This is a genomic window from Ruegeria sp. CH2 (assembly GCF_056537065.1).
The window spans coordinates 17,150-39,245 of record NZ_JBQFQV010000017.1; the positions used below are offsets into that span (position 1 = coordinate 17,150).

Sequence of the window (22,096 nt, forward strand, 5' to 3'; positions counted from 1 at the left end):
GGTCAGGCGTCCTTTCCGCCACGCAGGGACTTGATGACAATCGACAAAGCAGCCAGCACACACAAGCCGACAATGGGGCCAATGACGAAGGGTTCCCACAACAAAGAAACGTCCGGTGTTTCGCCACGGTCGAACACACCGCCCAGCCCAACGCCGATCCAGGTGTAAACGATACCCCCCGGAATAATGCCCAGCGCCGTCGTGATCAGAAAATTGCGAAATTTGACGCCCACCAGCGCAGGCACCAGATTGGCCACAAAGAACGGCACAACCGGGACAAGCCGCAGCAGGAACAGCACCGAGATTTCGTTCTCGCGCAACCTGTCTTTCAGCTTCCCAATCGTCCCCTTTGAAGCATCCAGCCGGGCCGTCAAAGCATTGCCCAACCCCCAGCGGGCAGCCAAAAAGATGGCCGATGCGCCAATAGTGGCCGAAAATACATTGAACACCGTTCCGGCAAACAGTCCAAACAGGAACCCACCTGTCATCGAGGCGACGGCAGCTCCGGGCAGCGAAAACGCGACGATTACGATATAGACGGCAACAAACCCGGCCACCATGGCCCAATAGTTTGCGTCCCGCCACGCCAGCAACGCTTCGCGGTTGTCGCGCAGGGTTTCGAAAGTCAGGTAATCACCCAGCGTGAAAAACCCCACCGCGGCGACACCGAGAATCACCAGCAAGGGGATATGACGCGCCAACCCGTTTCGTGGAGCGTGGCTTGTTTCGGACATCTGGCCTTCCGGTTCTTCTTGCTTCATCTTACGCCCAACATGCGCTGCTTGCGCTTTTGGCAACAGGGGGTTCACGGGGCCTTGATCTATGTGGCCGCGAACGTGACAGTTTCAGACGATAATCGACCGATTTGAAATCTTTTCTGCATCCGGTTTACAGAATTGTTGCAAAAGCCGCGAAAACCGGACCGTTGGGGTTTGACTTACACTTCGCTTGGCAGTAGAGGACGGGCTTCGAACACTAGGGCCAGGCGAATCCGCGCCGCACCCGACCGCTATAGATTGGAGACGGAGCGATGAAACGCACCTATCAGCCTTCGAACCTGGTTCGCAAACGCCGCCATGGTTTCCGCGCGCGCATGGCCACCAAAGCCGGCCGCAAGATCCTGAACGCACGCCGCGCCCGCGGCCGCAAATCGCTGAGCGCGTAAAACCGCCCGCCGATCAGGGTATGAACATGACGCCGCCGGAGGCCCCTGAGGATGGTAAGAACCACCCCGGGAATACGCCCCCGGCGGCTTCTGTTTGTCCGCCCAAATCTCTGACGATCCTGAAAAAACGAACCGATTTCCTGAAAGCCGCCCGCGCGCGCAGGCAGGGAACGTCTTCGATGATGGTGCAGGCCCGCAGACGCGATCCGGATGAAGCGGTGGGGCTGCGCGTTGGCTTTACCTGCTCAAAGAAAGTCGGCAATGCCGTGGCCCGCAATCGTGCCAAGCGCCGCCTGAGAGAAGTCGCACGGGCCGTCTTGCCTGTGTCTGGTCTTGAAGGTTGGGACTATGTGCTGATCGGGCGGGCTGATGTAACCGCCGATCTTCCTTATAACGTCCTGCTGAGCGACTTGCGGTATGCGCTTCGCAAAGTGCATGCGGATCGCAAATGACCTTCCTGTCCCATATCGTCGCCCTGCCCGTTCGCGCGTACCGGCTGATTTTCAGCCCCTGGGTTGGTTTCAACTGCCGCTATCAGCCCACATGCTCGGCCTATGCGCTGGAAGCATTGGAAAAACATGGCGCGATCCGGGGATCGTGGCTGGCTGCGCACCGGATTTGCCGGTGCCACCCCTGGGGCGGTGACGGTTACGATCCGGTGCCCGACAATACCGACCCTTAAGTCAACGCCAGGTTGCCGCGGTCGGTGAAGCTGCGGGTCGGAATGACCTCTCGGTCCAGTTTTCCCATCAACGTATGGTGCAGGTCTTCGAAAAACCGGGACGAATCAAAATACCAATTGTGTGTCGCCGAAGGCCCGTCCTCGTATTCATCGCGGGTATTCTTGAAATGGGACCCGCAATACAGATTGACCGCTTTCTCAGGCCGGTCGTTTGGCATTCCGACACGGCCCAGTCGGCGCGATACTCCGACACGCTTGACCTCTGAAATCGACAAAACCTCGTCAAAGGGGCTGTAATAGCATGTCAGCCTGGTACAACGTCGCATCAGAGAGGAGGTCTTGGAACTGCCGTCACGGAACGATTTCGCGGATACATCCGCCGCAACAAACGCGATCTGGCTGGTCATCCAGCTGTGTTGCGCGGTTTCATGGTCGTCATCGGCATAATCCATGGCTTCGCGCACCAAGAACGTGCCCATGGAATGCGCCAGAACATGGACGTTATACCGGCAATCCGCGGTCTGCATCCTGGACAGCCGCGTGATCCCGTGACTGAACAATTTTTCTGCCGCACGCCGCGCGTCAGCCCGGTCAACGTTATAGCCCAGAACCGATCCATCGCTTGGCCAATCATAGCTGATGACCACACCGTTAAAGCCATGCGCCTCAAGACCGGTGCGTATTTTGCGGTGACGTTCCAGCATCTGATATTGCTCGGTATTGAACCCGTGCACGAAGACGACAATATGCCCATTCACGGTAGCCGTCGCCCCGGCTTCGGCCTGAATCCGGCTTATCCATTGAGACTGCGGTATTTCATGCTGCCGTGCCGGTTGCCCGACATTTCCCGGAATAGCCAGATATCGCGCGGCACCCATCTTGTTTGAATAGTGATCGCCGCTGCGGGCGCGGACCGAAAAGAAGTAGTCCATAATATACCTCCTGAAAAATACGCGCAGGGTAACACGGGTGCAACTACGCTCCAAACGCGGTTGATCCTGCTTCTACGCCTTGCCCGGGCCTTCGGTCCGCTGTAACCACGGCGCATGTTTGATGATGCAGACGATATCCACCCGCTGTTTGCCGGCGCGCCCTCGACAACCGAGTTCAAGAAGCTGCGCAAACGCATTGTGCGCCAGACCCGTGAAGCGATCGAGCAATACGGGATGGTGGATCCGTCCGCCCACGACAAGGATGGCAAGCCGCCCCGCTGGCTGGTCTGTCTCTCGGGTGGCAAGGACAGCTATACATTGCTGGCCGTTCTCTACGAGCTCAAATGGCGGGGCCTGTTGCCTGTCGATCTGCTGGCCTGCAATCTGGATCAGGGCCAGCCGGGCTTTCCGGCCACGGTCCTGCCCGAGTTTCTGGGTCGAATGGACGTACCGCATCGGGTCGAATATCAGGACACATATTCCGTTGTGATGGACAAGGTTCCGCAGGGCCGGACCTATTGCGCCCTGTGTTCCCGTTTGCGCCGTGGCAACCTCTATCGCATCGCGCGCGAGGAGGGATGCTCGGCGGTCGTCCTGGGGCATCACCGCGACGATATCCTTGAGACATTTTTCATGAACCTGTTCCACGGCGGCCGCCTGGCCACGATGCCGCCAAAACTGGTGAATGAAGAAGGCGATCTTTTTGTATTCCGCCCGCTCGCCCATGTCGCCGAAGCCGATTGCGAGAAATTTGCAAAGGCGATGCAATACCCGATCATTCCCTGTGACCTGTGCGGCAGTCAGGATGGGTTGCAGCGCCAGCAGGTCAAACAGATTCTGGATCAATGGGAAAAGAACAGCCCGGGTCGGCGACAGGTTATGTTCCGAGCGTTAACAAATGCGCGGCCATCGCACCTTCTGGATGGAAAGCTATTTGATTTCATTAACCTTTCGCTAAATTCCAACGAAAATTCCGGGAATTTGGAAGAGATTCCGCTTCTGCGTTAACGACTGACTCAGACTGGTTTCATAGGCTTTGCCTTGTGCAGATCATGCCCAAGGCCAGAAAGCTGATGCGGAACCATCCCCTTACCGACCGTTTTGTCCATTCGTTGAAAACCGTTCTGAGCGGCCCAGCCGCGCTGGCCTTTGTTCCGGCGCTTTGTCTGAGTGCATTCTGGATTGGGGGAGAACAGGCCCTGGTTGCACTGGCCCTGGTTTTGCCTCTGATCGTCGCAGGCATCAATGCGTTCGCAGCCAATCCGTCGCGTAAGGGGCTTTGGCGTCCAGGCGGTCTGCTGTCAAAGGACCAGTTTGAAACAGTTTTGGAGAAGGTATTTGCCGACGCCCGCCTGAAGGGGGAAAACTCGGCCTGTTTCGCGGTGGTTCTGGATGACTTTACGCAATTGCTTGATCTGCACGGACAGGCGGCGGCAAACCACGTTGCACAGCAATTCTGCTCGCGCGTTTTGTCCATGATCCGCTCAAATGATTGCGCAACCCGGATGGGTGGAAACAGGATGATGGTTGTTCTGCATCCGGCACGGCAACTGGATTTGGAAGCTTGTATTCAGATGTCGGGCCGTATGCAAAACGCCGTAGAAGATCCCATCATGCTGAATGGCACCGGCGTGTATATGTCCTGTTCCATCGGCTTTTGCCTGAGCAGCAATATCACTGACGGCTCTGCAATCGATTGGCAGGAGGCCGCAAATAACGCCCTTTTGGAGGCACAACAAAACGGGCCATCCACGATTCGCGCTTTTTCCTCTCAGACGCGCAGACGGGCACAGGTCAGGATCAACTTGCGCAAAGAATTCGAAGCGGCGCTGGACAGCGGTGAGATCCGTCCATGGTTTCAACCCCAGATCTCAACCGATACCGGGCGTATCAGCGGGTTTGAAGCTCTGGCCCGCTGGGAACATCCGAAAAAAGGGGTTCTTGCCCCCAATGTGTTCCTGCCCTTTGCCGAACAGGCCGAACTGATGGACCGGTTGGGTCAGGCCATGCGGCATCATTCCTTTTCCGCAATGCGCGACTGGGATCGGTCCATGCTGTCGGTGCCGCGCATCGGGATCAACTTTTCATCTGACGAACTGCGCAATCCGGGCCTGATCGACCGTCTGAAATGGGAACTGGATCAATTCGATCTGACCCCTGACAGGTTGGCGGTCGAGGTGTTGGAGACCGTGTTCTCCAGACGGCCCGACGATGTCATAACCCGCAACGTCACCGGGCTTGCCGCAATGGGGTGCTGTATTGATCTGGACGATTTCGGGACAGGACATGCCTCGATCGGTTCTATCAAACGGTTCAACGTATCGCGCATCAAGATCGACAGGTCTTTTGTTGCCAAAGCGGATCTGGACCCAAGCCAGCAACAGCTTGCCAGCGCCATTCTGATGATGGCAGAACGTTTGCATCTGGAAACTCTGGCCGAAGGTGTCGAAACGCCGGGTGAGCACGCTTTGATGGCCCAACTGGGTTGCGATCATGTTCAGGGATTTGGCATCGGCAAGCCCATGCCATTCGAAAAAACCAAGGATTGGATCACGTCTTACCGCAACAAGGTCGACGGTGTTCCCAAAATCGGGCGGAAAACGCGGTAGGGAACCGGAAATCGCGGTAAAGAAGACCCCTCCGTGACGAAATGACGGGCGATTCCGCTTGACCTTTGGGTCTGCACTCTGTTGAACCCTGCGGGTGTCTTTCACTGCTCAAGGTGGCTGTCCCCGATGGACGATCAGAACAAGAACCTTATCCTCGCAACCGCGCTCAGCTTTATCGTGATCCTGGTCTGGTTCGTGCTGTTCCCCCCTCCGGAACAGACGACAACCCCGGATCAGGCTGAAGTAACCAGCGTCGAAGGCAGTGAGGTTCAGACGCCCAGTGCGGCCGACACCAGTACTGTCGGAGAGGCAACTGCGGCAGCTGCCGAAGCTGAACCCGAGGCCGAAGCGCCCCGCATCAATATCGACACGCCCCGCCTGACCGGTAGCCTGTCGCTTGCTGGCGGTCGGATCGACGAGCTGTCATTGAAAGACTACAAGGTCTCGCTGGCCGAGGATTCTCCGATTGTCGAGTTGTTGTCGCCAGTCGGATCGCAATCCGCCTATTACGCCCTCTATGGCTGGGCTCCTGGCGCGGGCCTGACCGGTGCAGATGTTCCCGGACCAAATACCATCTGGACGCTTGAGCAGGGCGAAACCCTGGGTGTTGACACACCTGTGACGCTGGCCTGGGAAAACGGCAATGGACTGACGTTCCGCCGCACCATCGCGGTCGACGAGAACTATATGTTCACGGTCACGCAATCTGTCGAAAACGCCACCGGGGTTGAAATTGGATTGGCACCTTATGGCATTCTTGCGCGCCACGGCATTGGCGAAGACGGGGACCTGCCGGACCTGAAGAACTTCTTCATTCTGCATGAGGGTGTGATCGGTATGGCCGACGGCACTCTGACCGAAGTGGACTATGGCGACGTTCGTGATTTCGATATCGACCCGGACGAGCGCGCTCAGGCCGAGGTGTTTCAGGTCAAGGAAAACGGCTGGATCGGGTTCACTGATCACTTCTGGATGACCACGCTGATCCCGGAACCCGGTTCTGCGTTCAAGGCGGCTGCCAAATACGACTCGCGTCGCAAGATTTACCAGACAGAAACGGTACTTCCGACGCTGACCGTGGCACCGGGTGCGACCGAGCAGGTGACAACCCAGCTGTTTGCGGGTGCAAAAGAGTGGGAGACCATCCGCGAATACCAGGCTGACGGTGTGCAGAAATTCATCGACAGCATCGACTGGGGCTGGTTCTTCTTCCTGACCAAGCCGATTTTCTGGCTGCTGCACAACATTCATGCACTGATCGGCAATATGGGTTGGTCCATTATCGGCCTGACGCTGATCATCAAGGCAATCCTGTTCCCGCTGGCCTTCAAATCCTACGTCTCGATGGCGAAGATGAAGGAACTGCAGCCGCAGATGGAAGCCCTGAAGGAAGCCGCGGGCGACGATCGTCAGAAGATGCAGCAGGGCATGATGGAGCTGTACAAGAAGGAAAAGGTGAACCCCGCTGCCGGTTGTTTGCCGATCCTGTTACAGATCCCGATCTTCTTTTCACTGTACAAGGTGATCTTCGTCACGATCGAACTGCGTCAGGCACCGTGGTTCGGCCCCTTCCAGGACCTGAGCGCACCTGACCCGACCTCGATCATGAACCTCTTTGGCTTGCTACCCTGGGCCGGCCCGCAGCCGGACACCCTGATGGCGCTTATCTTTATCGGTATTCTGCCGCTGCTGCTGGGAATCTCGATGTGGCTGCAACAGAAATTGAACCCGGCACCAACCGATGCCACACAAGCGATGATCTTCGCGTGGATGCCGTGGGTCTTCATGTTCATGCTGGGCGGTTTTGCCAGCGGTCTGGTCGTGTACTGGATTGCGAACAACACGATCACCTTTACCCAACAGTATCTGATCATGCGCAGTCAGGGCTATACGCCGGACGTGTTCGGAAACATCAAATCCGGATTTAAGCGATTGCCGAACACGGACAAGAAATGAGCGGAACAGTTTCAGGCCTTTGGCGTCACCCGATCAAAAGCCATGGGCGTGAAGCCCTGAGCCAGATTACCCTCAACCCCGGGCAGACCATGCCCGGGGATCGCGTTTGGGCCGTTGCCCATGAAGCGGCCAAGACCGACGGAACGGAATGGGCCCCGTGTGTGAATTTCAGTCGCGGTTCAAAAGCCCCCAAGCTTATGGCGATTTGGGCGAAACTGGACGGCGAGCAGGTCACGTTGCACCACCCGGACCGCCCGAATCTGAGCTTTCATCCTGACACAGAAGAATCGGTTTTCCTGGACTGGGTAAAACCGCTTATGCCCACGGATCGCGCTGCGTCCGCCCGAATTGTCCGGGTGCCCGGGCGCGGCATGACCGATACCGATTTCCCGTCAATCAGCCTGTGCAACATGGCGTCTCATCGCGCTGTTGAACAAAAGCTGGGCCAGTCTTTGTCTGCGGCGCGATGGCGCGGGAACATCTGGTTCGAAGGTCTGCCTGAGTGGGATGAATTCGACTGGCTGGGCCGAGACCTTCGCATTGGCGAAACCGTGCTCCGGGTTCGCGAGCGTATAGTCCGCTGTCTGGCCACCACCGCAAATCCGGAAACCGGCGAACGCGACGCGGATACTCTGGGCGCGCTGAACAGCTGGGATCATCAGGATTTCGGCGTCTATGCCGAGGTTGTTCAGGGTGGTGAAATCCGCCTGAATGATACCCTGGAGGTGTTATGACCACGCTTCCGTTTCCGCTGGCCGAAGAGCCGGATGACTTCGCAAAAGAACGCGGTCGCAAACTGTTTGCCGGCCCGTCTGAATTTGTCAAAGGCGTAGTCGCCATGACGGGCCTGCCCGCTCCTGACCGGCTGGAGGTTTGCTTTGCCGGTCGCTCGAATGTCGGCAAATCCAGCCTGATCAATGCGCTAACCGGAACAAAGGGTCTGGCGCGTGCCTCGAACACACCTGGCCGCACGCAAGAAATCAACTTTTTCACGCAAGGCCCGGACCTCTATCTGGTGGACCTGCCGGGCTATGGGTATGCCAATGCACCGGTTAACGTGGTTGAAAAATGGCAGAAGCTTCTCAAGCAATACCTGAGCGGCCGTCAGACACTGCGCCGTGCCTTTGTCCTGATCGATGCGCGCCACGGGGTAAAACCGGTCGACACTGAAATCATGAAATTGCTGGATACCAGTGCCGTGACCTTTCAATGCGTTCTCACCAAAGCCGACAAGGTCAAGGCCAACGAGCGCGAGAAGGTTCTGGAACAAACCCGTGCGGCTTTGTCCAAACATCCCGCAGCATTCCCGGAAATCGTCCTGACCTCGTCCGAAAAAGGCGACGGGATTCCGACCCTGCGCTCGATCATTGCGCATCTGGAATAGCTTCGCCCTTGGCAGCGCGGTGCAAAGGCCCTAACACGGACGGTCAGAGGGACCTTAGCAATGAAGACACGTGACATGAACCGGGACTGGATCGCCACCGCAGCAACTCTGAACAGCGCATTGCCCTATCTGCAGCGCTATGATGGGGCCATCGTCGTCATAAAGCTGGGCGGGCATGCCATGGGCAGTGACGAGGCGATGGAGAGCTTTGCCCGCGATGTCGTCTTGATGCGGCAGGTCGGCGTGAACCCGGTTGTCGTGCATGGCGGTGGTCCGATGATCAACGCGATGCTGAACAAACTTGATATCCAGTCCGACTTTGTGAACGGCAAGCGCGTGACCGACACGGCAACCGTCGAAGTTGTCGAGATGGTTCTGTCTGGCCTGGTGAACAAGCGCATCGTTCAGGCTATCAATGGACAGGGCGGTTCGGCCGTGGGTCTGTCGGGCAAGGATGCAAACCTGATGATCTGCGACCAGACGGATGCGTCTCTGGGTTATGTCGGCACCCCGTCCGAGATGAACCCGAAAGTCCTGCATGATCTGTTCTCACATGATGTGATCCCGGTCATCGCCCCTCTGGGCGCGGGCCGTGAGGGTGAAACGTTCAACGTGAACGGCGATACGGCTGCCGGGGCGATTGCCTCGGCATTGAAAGCTGACCGCCTTCTGCTGCTGACTGATGTCTCGGGCGTCAAGAACGCGGCGGGCGATGTGGTGACCGAGCTGAAAGCCGGCCAGATCCGCGAGATGACCCGCGAAGGCACCATCGCGGGCGGTATGATCCCCAAGACCGAAACGGCCCTCGATGCCCTGCACAGCGGCGTTCGGGCCGTCGTGATACTTGACGGGCGCGCGCCAAATGCGGTTCTGCTTGAACTGTTCACGGAACATGGCGCCGGGTCGCTGATACGGCCAGACTGATCGCAGCAACAGCCGAGGGAAGATGACAGACCTTGCGCAACCTTCCTCAGTTCCGGATGCGGCAACCTATGGCCGCGTAGAACACGCGGCGCGTCAGGCGGGGTTGATTGTCATGGGTGCGCTGCATCCTCATCGCGTGGCGGCCCGGCAACTTGACACTGGCACGTTGATCTTGCTGGGCGCAGGCTCTGATTTCTGGTCTGCTCTGAAAGCCTCGCCCGAATGGCGGGGGCCTGATCCAGTAGACCGCTGGTCAACCAGAATCGTCGGCCAGATGGCACATGCGTTCGGTGCACAGGCCTATTTCCCCTTTGGTGGTCCGCCCTATGCGCCTTTCATCGACTGGGCCCTGAAATCGGGACGCACCTTCAGCAGCCCGGTGGGGGCTTTGGTACATGACACGGTCGGTATGATGATCTCATATCGCGGCGCACTGCATTTCGCCCATGAGTTTGCCATCCCAGAAACACCCGGCGTTTCCCCCTGTAACACCTGCGCCGCTCCGTGCACGACGGCCTGCCCTGTCGGCGCGCTGAACGCGCAAAACTTCTATGACCTTGCAGCCTGCCACGACCATCTTGATACCACTGAGGGTCAAACCTGCATGACAGGCGGCTGTCTGGCCCGCCTCGCCTGCCCGCTCAGCGCGGGCGCAGGGCGCGACCCCGAACAATCAGCCCATCATATGAGGGCTTTTCACCCGTCATGACCCGCACTCTGATCCTGACGCGTCACGCCAAATCCAGCTGGGATAACCCAGGACTTGGCGATCATGAACGCCCCCTGAGCAAGCGTGGGCGCAGGTCAGCCCCGGCCATTGGTGCATGGCTGCGCGATAACGGCTGGCTGCCGGATGAAGTGCTAAGCTCGACGTCAACCCGCACTCGCGAGACATGGGACCGGATGGGGTTAACGGCCGATAAGGTCCGCTTTCACAATGTGCTCTACCACGCCGGCGCCGAAGACATGTTGCGCGAGTTAGCAGGTGCCACGGAACCGACTGTTTTGATGCTGGGCCATAACCCCGGAATCGCCGAATTCGCCAACCGCCTTGTGCAACGGCCACCGGATCACATGCGCTTTTTCGATTATCCGACTTGTGCAACCACTGTGATGACATTCAACGCCGACAGCTGGTCGGACGTGCGATGGCATATGGGCACCGTGCTGGGCTTCACCACCGCGCGAGAGTTGCTGGAATAGAAAAAGGCGGGGCAAAACCCCGCCTTTCCACCATCTTGAGCCGTTCAGTGTCCCAGAATCTGGCTGAGGAACAGTTTGGTCCGCTCGCTTTGCGGATTATTGAAGAACTCTTCCGGTTCGTTCTGTTCCACGATCTGGCCCGCATCCATAAAGATCACACGGTTGGCAACCTGACGGGCAAAGCCCATCTCGTGCGTCACGCACAGCATCGTCATGCCTTCTTCGGCCAGCTCGATCATGGTGTCGAGCACCTCTTTGATCATCTCGGGGTCCAACGCCGATGTCGGTTCATCGAACAACATGATCCGCGGCATCATGCACAGCGAGCGGGCAATTGCCACACGCTGCTGCTGACCACCCGAAAGCTGACCAGGATACTTGTCGGCCTGCTCGGGGATTTTCACCTTTTCAAGGAAATGCATCGCGCGCTCTTCGGCCTCTTTCTTGGGCGTCTTGCGCACCCAGATCGGGGCCAGCGTGCAGTTCTCCAGAATGGTCAGGTGCGGGAACAGGTTGAAGTGCTGGAACACCATGCCAACCTCGGACCGGATCTTGTCGATGTTCTTGAGGTCATTCGACAGCTCGGTCCCATCCACGATGATCGTGCCCTGCTGGTGTTCCTCCAACGCGTTCAGGCAGCGGATCAGGGTAGATTTCCCTGACCCGGACGGACCCGCAATAACAATCCGCTCGCCCTGATTGACGGTCAGATTGATGTCGCGCAGCACGTGAAAGGAACCGTACCACTTGTTCATGTTGGTGATTTCGATGGCGACCTCGTCGCTCACCTGCATTTTGGAACGGTCGATTTCGCGGTCAATTGCAAGTTCAGACATGTGTTGAACTCCTTAACGGTGGCCAGTCTGAAGCTTGCGCTCCAGATACATGGAATAACGGGACATAGAGAAGCAGACGATGAAGAACAGGAACGCGATGAACGCGAACAGTTCCCAATAGATGCCGTTCCAGGCTGTGTCGGCGCGGATAGCAGATGCCAATCCGATCACGTCGAACAACCCGATAATCGACACCAGCGTCGTATCCTTGAAGATCCCGATGAATGTGCTCACGATGCCCGGAATTGAGATTTTCAGGGCTTGCGGCATGATGATCAGCCTCTGCGCCTGCCAGTAGTTCAGGCCCAGACTGTCGGCGCCTTCGTACTGTCCTCGTGGCAGGGCAGCCAGACCACCCCGGATCACCTCGGCCATGTAGGCCGCCGAGAACAGGGTCATCATGATCATCACCCGCAAGATGATGTCAAAGTTGGTGCCTGGCGGCAGGAACAGGTTCAGAAGCAGCGACGCCACGAACAACAAGGTGATCAGCGGCACACCGCGAATGAACTCGATAAAGCCCACGCACAGGTATTTGACGATCAGCAGGTCCGACTGACGCCCCAGCGCCAGAACGATGCCGATCGGAAGTGAGACACCAATGGCCACAACGCCCAGCAGGATCGCCAGCATGAAACCACCGAACTGACGGCTTTCAACAGCTTCGATGCCAATCGGCAGAACCGAGTCCAACGCGCCCGTGAAATAGCTGGACAGCACCAGCCACCAGATCACTGCGGCAACGACCGCACCGATCATACCCACCAGTTCACTCACCTGCTTGCTGAGGACCGAATACACGAACCAACCGACGACAAACCCAAGCGCGGCCGAGATTGGCCCCCAGATGGTTCCGCCCCACATCAGGAACGGCATCAGGAACGGGTAGATTGCCGTGAAGATCAGCATCTTGGTTGGGACGCGATCCGAATACAGAACCGGCGCCAATGCGACCAGCAACAGAACCAGCGCAAGGATCGGTCTCCAGTACAGATGGCTTGGATAGAAGCCGAACAGCAACTGTAACCATCGGTCATTGATAACCGCCCAGCAGGCGTGCCCATGGGTCGACCCCCAGGTGGCCATCATGATCTCGCGGCACTCGTTGAGAGAGTCGGCATTCCACACGGACTGGAAAATCCATGGCAGAACACCTGACAGCACGTAGTAGATCGCATAAAGCGAAACCACCGTCAGGATCGTGTTAAACCAACTTGAGAACAGGTTGTGCTTGACCCATCCCAGCGCACCGACCTCGGAAGCAGGCGGTGCCTGCTCGGGCAGCATTTCCGTGCGGACAAATGAAACATCACTCATATTACCGCTCCACCAGTTTTACACGGTTGTTGTACCAGTTCATCACCCCTGAGATGCTCAGCGAGATGGACAGATAGACCAGCATCAACAGCAGAACACATTCCAGCTCGCGACCGGTCTGGTTCATGGTGATGCCGCCAAGGGTCCCCGTGATGTCCATATACCCGACCGCGATCGCCAGTGACGAGTTCTTGGTCAGGTTCAGATAGTTCGAGATCATGGGCGGAATGATCACCCGCAATGCCTGCGGCAGGATCACAAGGCGCATGGTCCGGCCCGGGCGCAGACCCAGCGCCGATGCGGCTTCGGTTTGGCCTTTTGAGATGGCCAGGATACCCGCACGAACGATCTCGGCGATGAAGGCCGCCGTGTAAAGCGACAAGGCCAGCCACAGCGCGATCAACGAGTTACGCAAATGTGTGCCGCCGGTAAAGTTGAAGCCTTTCAGCTCAGGGAAACCAAGGTGAAACCCCAGGATGGTGAGAAGGACAATCATCGGCACAAACAGAATACCCAGCTGGATGTGCCAGATAGTCGGACGATCACCGGATGCCTCTTGCTTGGCTTGTGCCCAGGCGGACACCTTGCGCATCGCAAAGATGCTGCCACCAAGCACGATCAGAATGGCGATCAGGTCCAGCGAGATATCGAACCGCAGGCTCGACGCACCGAAGATGTGTATATCACCCAGGCTGCGCGAGAACAGGAACTCCGGGATATAGACCCCGCGATTGGTCACTGCGACAGAATCGAACAGATTCATCGTGGCTTCTGGGTTTTCTCCACGGAACGCCCTTGGTGCTGGCAGGCTTTCGATCAGAATGGCCATGGCCAGAACGATCCACAGCAGCACAGGTACGTTGCGGAACATCTCGACATAGACGGTCATGATCCGCGCAACCAGCCAGTTGTTGGACAGGCGCAGAACACCAACCAAAACACCGACTATCGTTGCTGTGATACAACCAAGAACCGCCACAACCAGCGTGTTCAGCAAGCCGATAAAGGCCGCGCGCAAGTGACTGTCGCGCGAATCGTATTCAAGCAAGCGTTGGTTGATATCGTAACTGGCCGGTTCTGCAAAAAAGCCGAACTCAACCGGTTTTCCAAGCGCTTCGAGGTTTTGGATGGTATTGGAAATGATCCAGGCTGCCAGAAGCATAAAACCAATCATTGCAATGACCTGAATGGTCGCAGATCGGTACCGCGTATCATAAAGGAGCATGGACAGCCGGAACTGCTCCTTCGGCGGGTCAGTGAGAGTCGTCATGACCTATGTATATCCCCGTGCATCCCGTAAATATGTCGGCAGAGTTGATCCCTGCTCAAAACCGTACGGGCGTGATTCTTATGGATGGAAAAAGGGCGCAGGTTGCCCTGCGCCCTTCTCCGTCGATATTAGCGGAACGGCGGCGAGTACAGCAGGCCGCCTTCGGTCCACTGTGCGTTCAGGCCGCGTGCCAGACCAATCGGGGTTTCTTCACCGATGTTCTTGGCAAACACTTCGCCATAGTTGCCGCCGGCTTTGATCGCCTTGGCTGCCCAGTCAGCGTTCAGACCCAGCATCTCGCCCAGGGTGCCTTCGGTACCCAGCAGGCGGTTGATTTCGGGGTTTTCGGTGCCAGCGGCCAGTTCATCGATATTGGCCGAGGTTACGCCCAGTTCTTCAGCCGAGATCAGCGCGTTCAGAGTCCAGCGCACAACGTCGCCCCACTCGTGGTCGCCGTGACGGACCAGCGGGCCCAGCGGCTCTTTCGAGATGATTTCAGGCAGCAGGATGTGATCACCGGGGTTTTCGAATGTGGCGCGGGTTGCCGCCAGACCCGAAGCGTCGGTGGTGTAAACGTCACATGCGCCAGCCAGGTACTGCTGCTGTGCTTCGGCGTTGGTTTCGATCGGAACCGGTTCGTAGCTGATGTTGTTCGAACGGAAGAAGTCCGCCAAGTTCAGCTCGGTTGTGGTGCCGGTCTGGATACAAACGGTTGCGCCGTCCAGTTCCTTGGCCGAGCTTACGCCCAGTGCCTTGGGAACCATAAAGCCCTGACCGTCATAGTAGTTCACACCGGTGAATTCGAACTTCAGGTCGACGTCGCGGCTGAAGGTCCAGGTGGTGTTCCGCGCCAGCATGTCGATCTCGCCCGAGGCCAGAGCGGTAAAACGTGTCTTACCGGTGGTCGGAACGAATTCTACCGCGCTTGCATCGCCCAGAACTGCAGCAGCAACGGCACGGCACAGAGATACGTCAAAGCCCTGCCATTCGCCATTGGCGTCAGGAGCAGCAAAGCCAACCAGACCGGTGGTCACACCACAGTTCAGCTTGCCGCGCGCTTTAACGTCGTCAACGGTCCCTGCCACGGCTGCGCCAGCAGCAAGACCGGCAATCGTTGCCGCGCCCAAGATTACGGATTTTTTCATTTTTACCTCTTCCTGATTTCCCGCCCCATCAGAGGCGGCTCTGCCCGGCAAGTGGATGCCGGATAGGTTACTCCAAAGGTGTCTCCCCTTTAGTGGCACTGAGTTTGGGCGTATTCATAAACAAACGTCAAGGGTCGGATCATCGAAAACGATGGATCAGACCCCAACCAATTTGAACATTTGGCCAAAAATCGGAAAATAAGGATCAAACCGACATATCAAAGAAGCGTTTAGCATGCAGAAATGCGGCTTTCTTCGTTTCGGCAACCGCATGGGCCTCGTCATCGTGACCCCATTGTTCGATCTGCCAGGTTTCGTCCAACCTCGAAATGCGCCATATTTCCGCCGGTTCGCGCCAATCCATGGCCGCCGCAAACCCGAGAATCAATGACCCCGACAAGCTGACCAGATCGTGGAACGCCGCCAGTTGAAACGCATCCAGCGCATGGACGCGAGCACGCAGCGCCGACAGGGCAGTGGCAGATTGCGGCTTGTGCAACACACCTATAACCGGCTGCAAGCGAGCAGACAGCGCAGCCTCGGCCCAGTCCAGTGCCGGATCCCATTCGGCGCTTTGACGTTCCTGCAACTCTGTTGGATGTGTCGCTCGATAGCACAGCAGATCAGAATCGCCGTAATCCGCAAGCATATCGGCAACTTCCCCGTGCTGGGACCGAACCTTGTCGATTGCCGCATTCGCCGAACGGGTGCATGGCATCGTCGACGGATCTACCTCACTCTGCTGGGCATCCCATTCTGACGCAACCGCTTCGGCCATGGCGCGGGTCGGCAGGATCAACGCCGCTTTGGCAGGGGTCTTGACGCGGCGGCCATCCAGTTCAACCGTAAACCCGCCGTCGACCTCGGTAATCCGGCTTTCTTTCCAGAAGCGTTTCGGTTTCCAGTCACTCATGTTTCAGTTCCATATCCCGGCCAGCGCAGTGGGCAACTGGTCAAAGGTCTCAATCATGCAGGTGGCCGAGGTCAAAGCAGACCGATCATGGTACCCCCATGCCACGCCGATGCCGCGCACCCCGGCAGCGGCGGCCATGTCCATGTCATAGCTTGTATCGCCGACCATCACCGCGCAGTCGGATTCGACACCGGTCTCGGCCAACGCGGCCTGCACCATGGAAGGATGCGGTTTCGACGGATGGTGGTCGGCGACCTGCCGGGTGACGAAGTAGCGCTCAAGCCCATGTACTTCGATCAACGCATCAAGTCCGCGCTGGGATTTGCCGGTTGCCACCCCAAGAAGCACTTCGGGCACGGCGTGCAAAGCTTCAATCGCCTCTCTCGCACCGGGATAGAGCGGAGAGCTGGCCGCGCCCAAATCCAAGCGATGCGCATGATAAGCTTCCTTGTACCCTTCAACTAGATCGTTCTGGACCGAGGAAGGTTGGTCCGGCACCAACCGTGCGATTGCATGTGGCAGGGACAGCCCGACAATGGACAGGATCACCTCTCGCGTCGGTACAGGGACCGAAGCGGCCTGAAAGCTGGTGGTCATGGCGTGAACGATACTGCCCTGACTGTCGACCAGAGTGCCATCGACATCAAACAAAACCAGCCGCAGCGGTGCGCTCATTGCAGCGCCTCAAACGGGTCGTCGGCGGCCAGATCCTCGGTCCAGCCGAAGGTGTCCCAGCTGTGTTTCATATGTTCCGGCAAGGGCGCAGTCACCGTTACCGGTTTGCGCGTTATCGGATGCAGGAATGACAGTCGCCGCGCGTGCAGATGCAGCTTTTTGCTGATGATCCCACCCAGTTGCGCGCCCCAGCCATCACCCAGGTTTTCCTGCCCCGAGCCACCATATTTGCCGTCGCCGATGATCGGATGACCGATCGCTGCCATATGCGCGCGCAGTTGGTGGGTGCGGCCCGTGATTGGCTCCATCGCCACCCAAGCGGCGCGCCCGGCCACCCGGTAGAGGGTCGCATAATGTGTATGTGCCCGTTTCGCACCGGGGGTGCTGTCGATCTCGTTCATATGGACGGGGATCATCTTTTCACCCTCGCCGTGGGCGCCATGACCAGCTGCTTTCACAAGACCCGTCTTGATTTCACCCAGATATGGCGTGGGAACACCTGCAACCAGCGCCCAGTAAATCTTGCGCGTGTCGCGGTGGCGGAAAGCGGCTGTCAGCCCCTTTGCGGCTTCGCGCGTGCGGGCCAGCAGCAGAACTCCTGACGTGTCCTTGTCCAGGCGGTGAACCAGACGCGGGTTTTCGTCATACCCAAACCGCAACGCCTCGGACAGGCTGTCGACATGCCGGGTCTGCCCGCTGCCGCCCTGTACCGGCAGGCCCTGCGGTTTGTTCAGGGCCAGAATGTGATCATCACGGTAGATCACGCAGGACTGGATCATCTTGGCATCCGCATCCGAGATACGATGCTTAACCTCAACCGGTTTGTGATCAGGCCCCGGCAATGGCGGTACACGAACCACCTGCCCGACCTCCAATCGGGTCGAGGCCTTGGCCCGACTGCCATCCACACGCAGTTCTCCCTTGCGGCACATCTTTTCGATGCGGCCCTGGCTGACATGCGGGAACAGGCGGCGCAACCAGCGGTCCACACGCTGATCGCCGTCCCCTTCAGCGACTGTAATCATCTGTACGCCACTCATGCCATTGCCCCTTGCGCCGCGCGGGTGATCCGCCCGGATTGTGTCTTTGTCCGTGTCCCAGAAATCATGGGGGTCTCTCGCGCGCAATGCGGCAAGAGTCAAGGTATCAGACAGGAACCTTTGGCGTTCGAGGGGGCTCAGCACCGCCCGCCACTTCTCGGCACGATCAATACATTCCCAGCCAGCCTAGCTGTTGCGCTGGGTCCGAAGCTTGGCGAAGTAATCGAGGCGCTTTTTCAGCTCACGCTCGAACCCACGCTCGACCGGTTGATACAGAACCGGGCGTTTCATCGTTTCAGGGAAATAGTTCTGACCGGAAAACCCGTCTTCGGCGTCATGGTCATACGCATAGCCGGCACCATATCCCTGATCCTTCATCATTGATGTAGGGGCATTCAGGATATGTTTGGGCGGTGGCTCGCTGCCCGATTGCTTGGCCAGCCGCATCGCTGCCTTATAGCCGACATAAGCACCGTTGGATTTCGGGGCCAGGGCCAGATAGACCAGCGCCTGCGCCAGCGCCAGCTCACCTTCGGGAGAGCCGAGCCGCTCATACGTTTCCCAGGATTGCAGGCAAATGGCCTGTGCCTGCGGATCGGCCAGGCCGATATCCTCGACCGCCATCCGTGTGATCCGACGCGCCAGATAGCGCGGGTCTTCGCCCCCTGTCAGCATTCGCGCGAACCAGTACAGCGCCGCGTCCGGGTCGGACCCGCGTACCGATTTGTGCAGGGCTGAAATCAAGTTGTAATGTTCATCGCCCGACTTGTCATATTTCGCCGCCCGCCGCATCAGACGCGTCGACAGCGCGTCCGTGTCCAGTGGCGCATCCACCTTCCAGGCCGAGACCTGTTCGATCAGGTTCAGCAACGCCCGTCCGTCACCATCGGCCATTTCCTGCAACGCATCGCGGGCTGCGGGTGTCAACGGCAACGCGCGGTCCAGCTCTTTTTCGGCACGCTGGGTCAGGCGTTCAAGATCGGAAAGGCCAAGCCGCTCCAGCACCAGAACCTGCGACCGGCTGAGAACCGCAGCGTTCAGCTCAAAGGACGGGTTCTCGGTCGTGGCCCCGACCAGAAGGATCGTGCCGTCCTCCATATGCGGCAGAAACCCGTCCTGTTGCGCCTTGTTGAAGCGGTGTATCTCGTCCACGAACAGCAAGGTCCCCTGCCCGTTCTGGCGCCTGATCTTGGCCGCTTCGAAAACCTTCTTCAAATCCGGAACACCGGTGAAAATCGCACTGATCTGAACGAATTGCAGATCGGTTTCCTGCGCCAGCAACCGTGCGATCGTCGTCTTGCCGACACCGGGCGGCCCCCAGAAGATCAGGCTGGACAGACTGCCTGACGCCAGCATGACCCCCAGCGGTGCATCCGGGCCAAGAACCTGTTCCTGACCGATGACCTCGGCCAGTGACTGCGGGCGCAACCGGTCCGCCAGGGGACGGTGTGGCGCAGCAGTGGGTTCCGTTGGCCCGGTATCGAACAGATCGCTCACGGGTTACAGCCGGAACCGCAATGAGACTGACCGGCCACCGCGCAGAAGACCCATCTGCACACGACGACCCGGATCTGTCAGCGCATTCTCCACATCCCCAGGACGTTCGATGTCATTGGAATTGATGCTTTCAAGAATATCCCCCGATCGCAAACCCGCGCGTCCACCATAGGGGCCGGGATCAACAACAACGACACCTGTCTGGGACAGTGGCAAGCCCATATCGGAGATCACCGCAGGGTTGACGCGGGACACCACCAACCCCGGCAGGACAGTGGCTTCATCCAATGTCGTCTCTTCAGCTGACGGGACTTCGGGCGCTTTGATCAGCGCCACCTCAACCTCTTCGCTCTGGGTGCCGCGCAGCCGTGTCAGAACCGAGGTTCCCCCCACCCCTGCAACGGACATGCGAAACTTCATCTCGGCGGGTGAGTTCACTTCGTCCCCGTCCACATGGGTCACGACGTCCCCCACCTTAAGCCCCGCCTCACGCAGCGGGCTAAGGTCATGCAGGTCCGAGATGACAACACCCAGCGGGATGGCAAGACCAAGGGATTCAGCAATGTCCGCGCTCATATGCTGACCGGTCATGCCTGCCCAGGGGCTGACAAAACTGTCATTGCCCTGCTGCGCCTGTTTCAGAAACTCGGCCACAAGATTTGCGGGGATGGCAAAACCAATGCCATTCGACCCGCCCGAGCGTGTCAGAATAGAGGTGTTGATCCCGATCAGGTCCCCGTTCACATCAATCAACGCACCGCCAGAGTTGCCCGGGTTGATGGCCGCATCCGTCTGAATGAAATACCCGCGTGCATTGCCTGTCGCCGTACCTGTGCGCGCCAAGCCCGAAATGATACCAGAGGACACCGTCTGCCCCACCCCGAACGGGTTGCCGATGGCAAGGGTCAGTTCGCCAACCTCGACCTGATCGGAATCGCGCAGGGTCAGGTAGGGCAGGTCTTGCGCCTGTCCCAGACGCAGGATCGCTATATCGCTTTCTTCGTGCCCCAGTACGACTGTGGCAGAAAACTCGCGCCGGTCGGTTGTCACGACCCTGATTTCGGTCGCCGAGCCCACAACATGGTAGTTGGACACAACGTAGCCATCTTCAGACAGGATGACCCCGGAGCCCAACGAGTTCTGAACCCGCTGCTGCGGCGCTCCCAGGCTGCCGCCAAAGAAATCCCGAAAGAACGGGTCCGAGTAAAACGGGCTGGCCCGCCCCTGCCGCACGATCTTGGCGTAGATATTCACCACCGCAGGCGAGGCCTTTTTGACCACCGGAGCAAAGCCCAGAGAGATTTCGGACTGCGATTGCGGGATGCGGGTTTCGGCAAATGCTGGCAGGGCCATGACAAGCATAAGAGAGATGAAGGATGCGCGGATCATGGGGGCTCCGGATTAGATTATCCTTGGGATATGCGGGGCAAAGGCAATAAATGCAAGCCGCGCGCTCAGCTTCGGCGGCGCAGGAACTTGAGCCCGGACCAATCGGCGTCAACCGCGCAAACCTTCACGTCGACCCAGCCCAGCGGCAGGATTTCACTGCGCAGCATATCCTCGGTCACGCCAGCATGCAGGGGCGAAGATTTCTTGGCCCAGGAGACCCACAGCATTCCTCCGGGCCGTATGTGGGCGATTTGCTCAGCGGCCAATTCGGCGATCTGGCCCGGGTGGATCAGGAACATGTGAACTGCATCCGCGGGATCGGCTGCGGGATCGAACAGAACACCGTCGGCACCTGCTGTCAGGTTGGGATAATGGGCAGGGGCGTTGAGCGTACGGACCGTGTATCCAGGTTTGAACCCCAGTTTCGCCCAGAGCGGTTTGCCCGAGTATCCAGTTGCAGGTTTCTTTGCCATAACGGTTTGAACTTAATGGACAAACCGTATGTTGACAATCGGCTGGCTGAGGCACAAAAAAAGCCTGCCCGATTGCTCGGGCAGGCGCATTAGGTCGATGACCTTAGTGCTTATTCTTCGGCTGCGGCTTCTTCAGCAGCAGTACGGGCTTTGTCCGCGGCGCCTTTGGCATCAACATCGCGATCGACGAATTCGATGATCGCCATCGGAGCCATGTCACCATAGCGGAAGCCTGCTTTCAGGATACGGACATAACCGCCCTGACGCTCGGCATAGCGGGGGCCCAGAACTTCGAACAGCTTGGTGACATCTTTGTCTTCTTTCAGCTGTGCTGCGGCCTGACGGCGGGCGTGCAGGTCGCCGCGCTTGCCCAGGGTGACCAGCTTTTCGATGATCGGGCGCAGTTCTTTTGCCTTGGGCAGAGTTGTCTTGATCTGCTCATGTTCGATGAGCGAGCCAGCCATGTTTGCAAACAGAGCCTTGCGGTGCTCATGAGTACGGTTCAGGCGGCGGTAACCACGTGCGTGACGCATTTTTCAATTCCTTCTTTCGCGTTTTGCTTTGTCCGGCTTCCGATGCGTGTCAGAAGCTCACCTTGGGGCGGGATTGCCCGGATTGTACGTTTTGTACAGGCTTTCAGACCCCATTGGTCCGAAATGTACAAAACCTGCGACGGCAGGTTGGCC

24 protein-coding genes are annotated in these 22,096 nt (G+C 58.3%); 11 read left to right on the forward strand and 13 right to left on the reverse strand.

The window, feature by feature from the left end:
• Window positions 1-2: 2 nt before the first annotated feature.
• Window positions 3-761 (reverse strand): TVP38/TMEM64 family protein, encoded by a 759-nt coding sequence (locus tag ACR0M9_RS18105; RefSeq protein ID WP_480774291.1) that lies wholly within the window; start codon window positions 759-761, stop codon window positions 3-5.
• Window positions 762-1,030: 269 nt separating this feature from the next.
• Between ACR0M9_RS18105 and rpmH the strand changes: the two genes are divergently transcribed.
• Genes rpmH through yidD form a run of 3 tightly spaced genes read left to right on the forward strand, consistent with a single transcriptional unit; the run spans window position 1,031 to window position 1,847 of the window.
• Window positions 1,031-1,165 (forward strand): 50S ribosomal protein L34, encoded by a 135-nt coding sequence (gene rpmH, locus ACR0M9_RS18110; protein ID WP_005980833.1) that lies wholly within the window; start codon window positions 1,031-1,033, stop codon window positions 1,163-1,165.
• A gap of 26 nt (window positions 1,166-1,191) precedes the next feature.
• Entirely contained in the window at window positions 1,192-1,617 is a 426-nt protein-coding gene (rnpA, locus tag ACR0M9_RS18115; protein ID WP_480538810.1) for a ribonuclease P protein component, read from the forward strand.
• Window positions 1,614-1,847, forward strand: a complete 234-nt coding sequence (gene yidD, locus ACR0M9_RS18120) for a membrane protein insertion efficiency factor YidD (protein WP_209505895.1) — start codon at window positions 1,614-1,616, stop codon at window positions 1,845-1,847. Before rnpA ends, yidD begins: the two co-directional genes overlap by 4 nt.
• Here yidD and ACR0M9_RS18125 read toward each other — a convergent pair.
• Window positions 1,844-2,779, reverse strand: coding sequence for an alpha/beta fold hydrolase (locus tag ACR0M9_RS18125; protein WP_480774292.1), 936 nt, complete (start codon window positions 2,777-2,779; stop codon window positions 1,844-1,846). The genes yidD and ACR0M9_RS18125 overlap by 4 nt on opposite strands.
• Window positions 2,780-2,893: 114 nt before the next feature.
• Here ACR0M9_RS18125 and ttcA point away from each other — a divergent pair, with 114 nt between their 5' ends.
• The 8 genes from ttcA (at window position 2,894) to ACR0M9_RS18165 (ending at window position 10,855) form a co-directional block, all read left to right on the forward strand.
• Entirely contained in the window at window positions 2,894-3,787 is an 894-nt protein-coding gene (gene ttcA / locus ACR0M9_RS18130; protein ID WP_480774293.1) for a tRNA 2-thiocytidine(32) synthetase TtcA, read from the forward strand.
• A gap of 44 nt (window positions 3,788-3,831) precedes the next feature.
• Window positions 3,832-5,388: a putative bifunctional diguanylate cyclase/phosphodiesterase gene (locus tag ACR0M9_RS18135; protein WP_480774294.1), complete on the forward strand. Its 1,557-nt coding sequence runs from the start codon at window positions 3,832-3,834 to the stop codon at window positions 5,386-5,388.
• Window positions 5,389-5,514: 126 nt separating this feature from the next.
• Window positions 5,515-7,344 carry a membrane protein insertase YidC gene (yidC, locus tag ACR0M9_RS18140; RefSeq protein ID WP_480484757.1) on the forward strand — a complete coding sequence of 610 codons (1,830 nt, stop codon included), beginning with the start codon at window positions 5,515-5,517 and terminating at the stop codon, window positions 7,342-7,344.
• Window positions 7,341-8,078: an MOSC domain-containing protein gene (locus ACR0M9_RS18145; protein ID WP_480484758.1), complete on the forward strand. Its 738-nt coding sequence runs from the start codon at window positions 7,341-7,343 to the stop codon at window positions 8,076-8,078. The genes yidC and ACR0M9_RS18145 overlap by 4 nt, the downstream gene beginning before the upstream one ends.
• Window positions 8,075-8,728 carry a ribosome biogenesis GTP-binding protein YihA/YsxC gene (gene yihA / locus ACR0M9_RS18150; RefSeq protein WP_480559544.1) on the forward strand — a complete coding sequence of 218 codons (654 nt, stop codon included), beginning with the start codon at window positions 8,075-8,077 and terminating at the stop codon, window positions 8,726-8,728. Before ACR0M9_RS18145 ends, yihA begins: the two co-directional genes overlap by 4 nt.
• 60 nt (window positions 8,729-8,788) lie before the next feature.
• Complete coding sequence (gene argB / locus ACR0M9_RS18155; protein ID WP_480774295.1) at window positions 8,789-9,652, forward strand: acetylglutamate kinase; 864 nt, start codon at window positions 8,789-8,791, stop codon at window positions 9,650-9,652.
• A gap of 22 nt (window positions 9,653-9,674) precedes the next feature.
• Entirely contained in the window at window positions 9,675-10,361 is a 687-nt protein-coding gene (locus tag ACR0M9_RS18160) for a ferredoxin (RefSeq protein ID WP_480774296.1), read from the forward strand.
• The gene (locus ACR0M9_RS18165) at window positions 10,358-10,855 is read left to right on the forward strand and encodes a SixA phosphatase family protein (protein ID WP_480774297.1); all 498 of its coding nucleotides are present in this window, start codon (window positions 10,358-10,360) and stop codon (window positions 10,853-10,855) included. The genes ACR0M9_RS18160 and ACR0M9_RS18165 overlap by 4 nt, the downstream gene beginning before the upstream one ends.
• A 44-nt stretch (window positions 10,856-10,899) precedes the next feature.
• Here ACR0M9_RS18165 and ACR0M9_RS18170 read toward each other — a convergent pair whose 3' ends face one another.
• The 11 genes from ACR0M9_RS18170 to rplQ form a co-directional block, all read right to left on the reverse strand.
• Window positions 10,900-11,691: an amino acid ABC transporter ATP-binding protein gene (locus tag ACR0M9_RS18170; RefSeq protein WP_480484762.1), complete on the reverse strand. Its 792-nt coding sequence runs from the start codon at window positions 11,689-11,691 to the stop codon at window positions 10,900-10,902.
• 12 nt (window positions 11,692-11,703) lie between these two features.
• Window positions 11,704-13,008 (reverse strand): amino acid ABC transporter permease, encoded by a 1,305-nt coding sequence (locus tag ACR0M9_RS18175; protein ID WP_480484763.1) that lies wholly within the window; start codon window positions 13,006-13,008, stop codon window positions 11,704-11,706.
• A 1-nt stretch (window position 13,009) separates the two neighbouring features.
• A complete protein-coding gene (locus ACR0M9_RS18180) occupies window positions 13,010-14,278 on the reverse strand; it encodes an amino acid ABC transporter permease (RefSeq protein WP_480474035.1) in 1,269 nt (422 codons plus the stop codon).
• 128 nt (window positions 14,279-14,406) lie between these two features.
• Window positions 14,407-15,423: an amino acid ABC transporter substrate-binding protein gene (locus ACR0M9_RS18185; RefSeq protein ID WP_480474036.1), complete on the reverse strand. Its 1,017-nt coding sequence runs from the start codon at window positions 15,421-15,423 to the stop codon at window positions 14,407-14,409.
• 205 nt (window positions 15,424-15,628) lie between these two features.
• Window positions 15,629-16,336: an ATP12 family chaperone protein gene (locus ACR0M9_RS18190; protein ID WP_480774298.1), complete on the reverse strand. Its 708-nt coding sequence runs from the start codon at window positions 16,334-16,336 to the stop codon at window positions 15,629-15,631.
• Between the two features lie 3 nt (window positions 16,337-16,339).
• The gene (locus tag ACR0M9_RS18195) at window positions 16,340-17,011 is read right to left on the reverse strand and encodes an HAD-IA family hydrolase (protein ID WP_480508505.1); all 672 of its coding nucleotides are present in this window, start codon (window positions 17,009-17,011) and stop codon (window positions 16,340-16,342) included.
• Window positions 17,008-18,051: an RluA family pseudouridine synthase gene (locus ACR0M9_RS18200; RefSeq protein WP_209505873.1), complete on the reverse strand. Its 1,044-nt coding sequence runs from the start codon at window positions 18,049-18,051 to the stop codon at window positions 17,008-17,010. The genes ACR0M9_RS18195 and ACR0M9_RS18200 overlap by 4 nt, the downstream gene beginning before the upstream one ends.
• Window positions 18,052-18,237: 186 nt before the next feature.
• Window positions 18,238-19,548 (reverse strand): replication-associated recombination protein A, encoded by a 1,311-nt coding sequence (locus tag ACR0M9_RS18205; protein ID WP_480774299.1) that lies wholly within the window; start codon window positions 19,546-19,548, stop codon window positions 18,238-18,240.
• A 3-nt stretch (window positions 19,549-19,551) separates the two neighbouring features.
• Window positions 19,552-20,937, reverse strand: a complete 1,386-nt coding sequence (locus ACR0M9_RS18210; protein ID WP_480774300.1) for a trypsin-like peptidase domain-containing protein — start codon at window positions 20,935-20,937, stop codon at window positions 19,552-19,554.
• Window positions 20,938-21,002: 65 nt separating this feature from the next.
• Window positions 21,003-21,410 carry a hypothetical protein gene (locus tag ACR0M9_RS18215; RefSeq protein WP_480774301.1) on the reverse strand — a complete coding sequence of 136 codons (408 nt, stop codon included), beginning with the start codon at window positions 21,408-21,410 and terminating at the stop codon, window positions 21,003-21,005.
• A 110-nt stretch (window positions 21,411-21,520) separates the two neighbouring features.
• A complete protein-coding gene (rplQ, locus tag ACR0M9_RS18220) occupies window positions 21,521-21,943 on the reverse strand; it encodes a 50S ribosomal protein L17 (RefSeq protein WP_480774302.1) in 423 nt (140 codons plus the stop codon).
• Window positions 21,944-22,096: the final 153 nt, after the last annotated feature.

Excerpts from the sequence above, each read along its gene's own strand:
- ACR0M9_RS18180 (WP_480474035.1), bottom strand. The coding sequence starts at position 14,278 with ATGACGACTCTCACTGACCCGCCGAAGGAGCAGTTCCGGCTGTCCATG.
- ACR0M9_RS18210 (WP_480774300.1), bottom strand. The coding sequence starts at position 20,937 with ATGATCCGCGCATCCTTCATCTCTCTTATGCTTGTCATGGCCCTGCCA.
- ACR0M9_RS18175 (WP_480484763.1), bottom strand. The coding sequence starts at position 13,008 with ATGAGTGATGTTTCATTTGTCCGCACGGAAATGCTGCCCGAGCAGGCA.
- rplQ (WP_480774302.1), bottom strand. The coding sequence starts at position 21,943 with ATGCGTCACGCACGTGGTTACCGCCGCCTGAACCGTACTCATGAGCAC.
- ACR0M9_RS18135 (WP_480774294.1), top strand. The coding sequence starts at position 3,832 with ATGCCCAAGGCCAGAAAGCTGATGCGGAACCATCCCCTTACCGACCGT.
- ACR0M9_RS18170 (WP_480484762.1), bottom strand. The coding sequence starts at position 11,691 with ATGTCTGAACTTGCAATTGACCGCGAAATCGACCGTTCCAAAATGCAG.
- ACR0M9_RS18125 (WP_480774292.1), bottom strand. The coding sequence starts at position 2,779 with ATGGACTACTTCTTTTCGGTCCGCGCCCGCAGCGGCGATCACTATTCA.
- yihA (WP_480559544.1), top strand. The coding sequence starts at position 8,075 with ATGACCACGCTTCCGTTTCCGCTGGCCGAAGAGCCGGATGACTTCGCA.
- ACR0M9_RS18190 (WP_480774298.1), bottom strand. The coding sequence starts at position 16,336 with ATGAGTGACTGGAAACCGAAACGCTTCTGGAAAGAAAGCCGGATTACC.
- ACR0M9_RS18165 (WP_480774297.1), top strand. The coding sequence starts at position 10,358 with ATGACCCGCACTCTGATCCTGACGCGTCACGCCAAATCCAGCTGGGAT.
- ACR0M9_RS18200 (WP_209505873.1), bottom strand. The coding sequence starts at position 18,051 with ATGAGTGGCGTACAGATGATTACAGTCGCTGAAGGGGACGGCGATCAG.
- ACR0M9_RS18145 (WP_480484758.1), top strand. The coding sequence starts at position 7,341 with ATGAGCGGAACAGTTTCAGGCCTTTGGCGTCACCCGATCAAAAGCCAT.
- ACR0M9_RS18215 (WP_480774301.1), bottom strand. The coding sequence starts at position 21,410 with ATGGCAAAGAAACCTGCAACTGGATACTCGGGCAAACCGCTCTGGGCG.
- ACR0M9_RS18185 (WP_480474036.1), bottom strand. The coding sequence starts at position 15,423 with ATGAAAAAATCCGTAATCTTGGGCGCGGCAACGATTGCCGGTCTTGCT.
- ACR0M9_RS18195 (WP_480508505.1), bottom strand. The coding sequence starts at position 17,011 with ATGAGCGCACCGCTGCGGCTGGTTTTGTTTGATGTCGATGGCACTCTG.
- ACR0M9_RS18160 (WP_480774296.1), top strand. The coding sequence starts at position 9,675 with ATGACAGACCTTGCGCAACCTTCCTCAGTTCCGGATGCGGCAACCTAT.
- yidD (WP_209505895.1), top strand. The coding sequence starts at position 1,614 with ATGACCTTCCTGTCCCATATCGTCGCCCTGCCCGTTCGCGCGTACCGG.
- argB (WP_480774295.1), top strand. The coding sequence starts at position 8,789 with ATGAAGACACGTGACATGAACCGGGACTGGATCGCCACCGCAGCAACT.
- rpmH (WP_005980833.1), top strand. The coding sequence starts at position 1,031 with ATGAAACGCACCTATCAGCCTTCGAACCTGGTTCGCAAACGCCGCCAT.
- ACR0M9_RS18105 (WP_480774291.1), bottom strand. The coding sequence starts at position 761 with ATGAAGCAAGAAGAACCGGAAGGCCAGATGTCCGAAACAAGCCACGCT.
- yidC (WP_480484757.1), top strand. The coding sequence starts at position 5,515 with ATGGACGATCAGAACAAGAACCTTATCCTCGCAACCGCGCTCAGCTTT.
- ttcA (WP_480774293.1), top strand. The coding sequence starts at position 2,894 with ATGTTTGATGATGCAGACGATATCCACCCGCTGTTTGCCGGCGCGCCC.
- rnpA (WP_480538810.1), top strand. The coding sequence starts at position 1,192 with ATGACGCCGCCGGAGGCCCCTGAGGATGGTAAGAACCACCCCGGGAAT.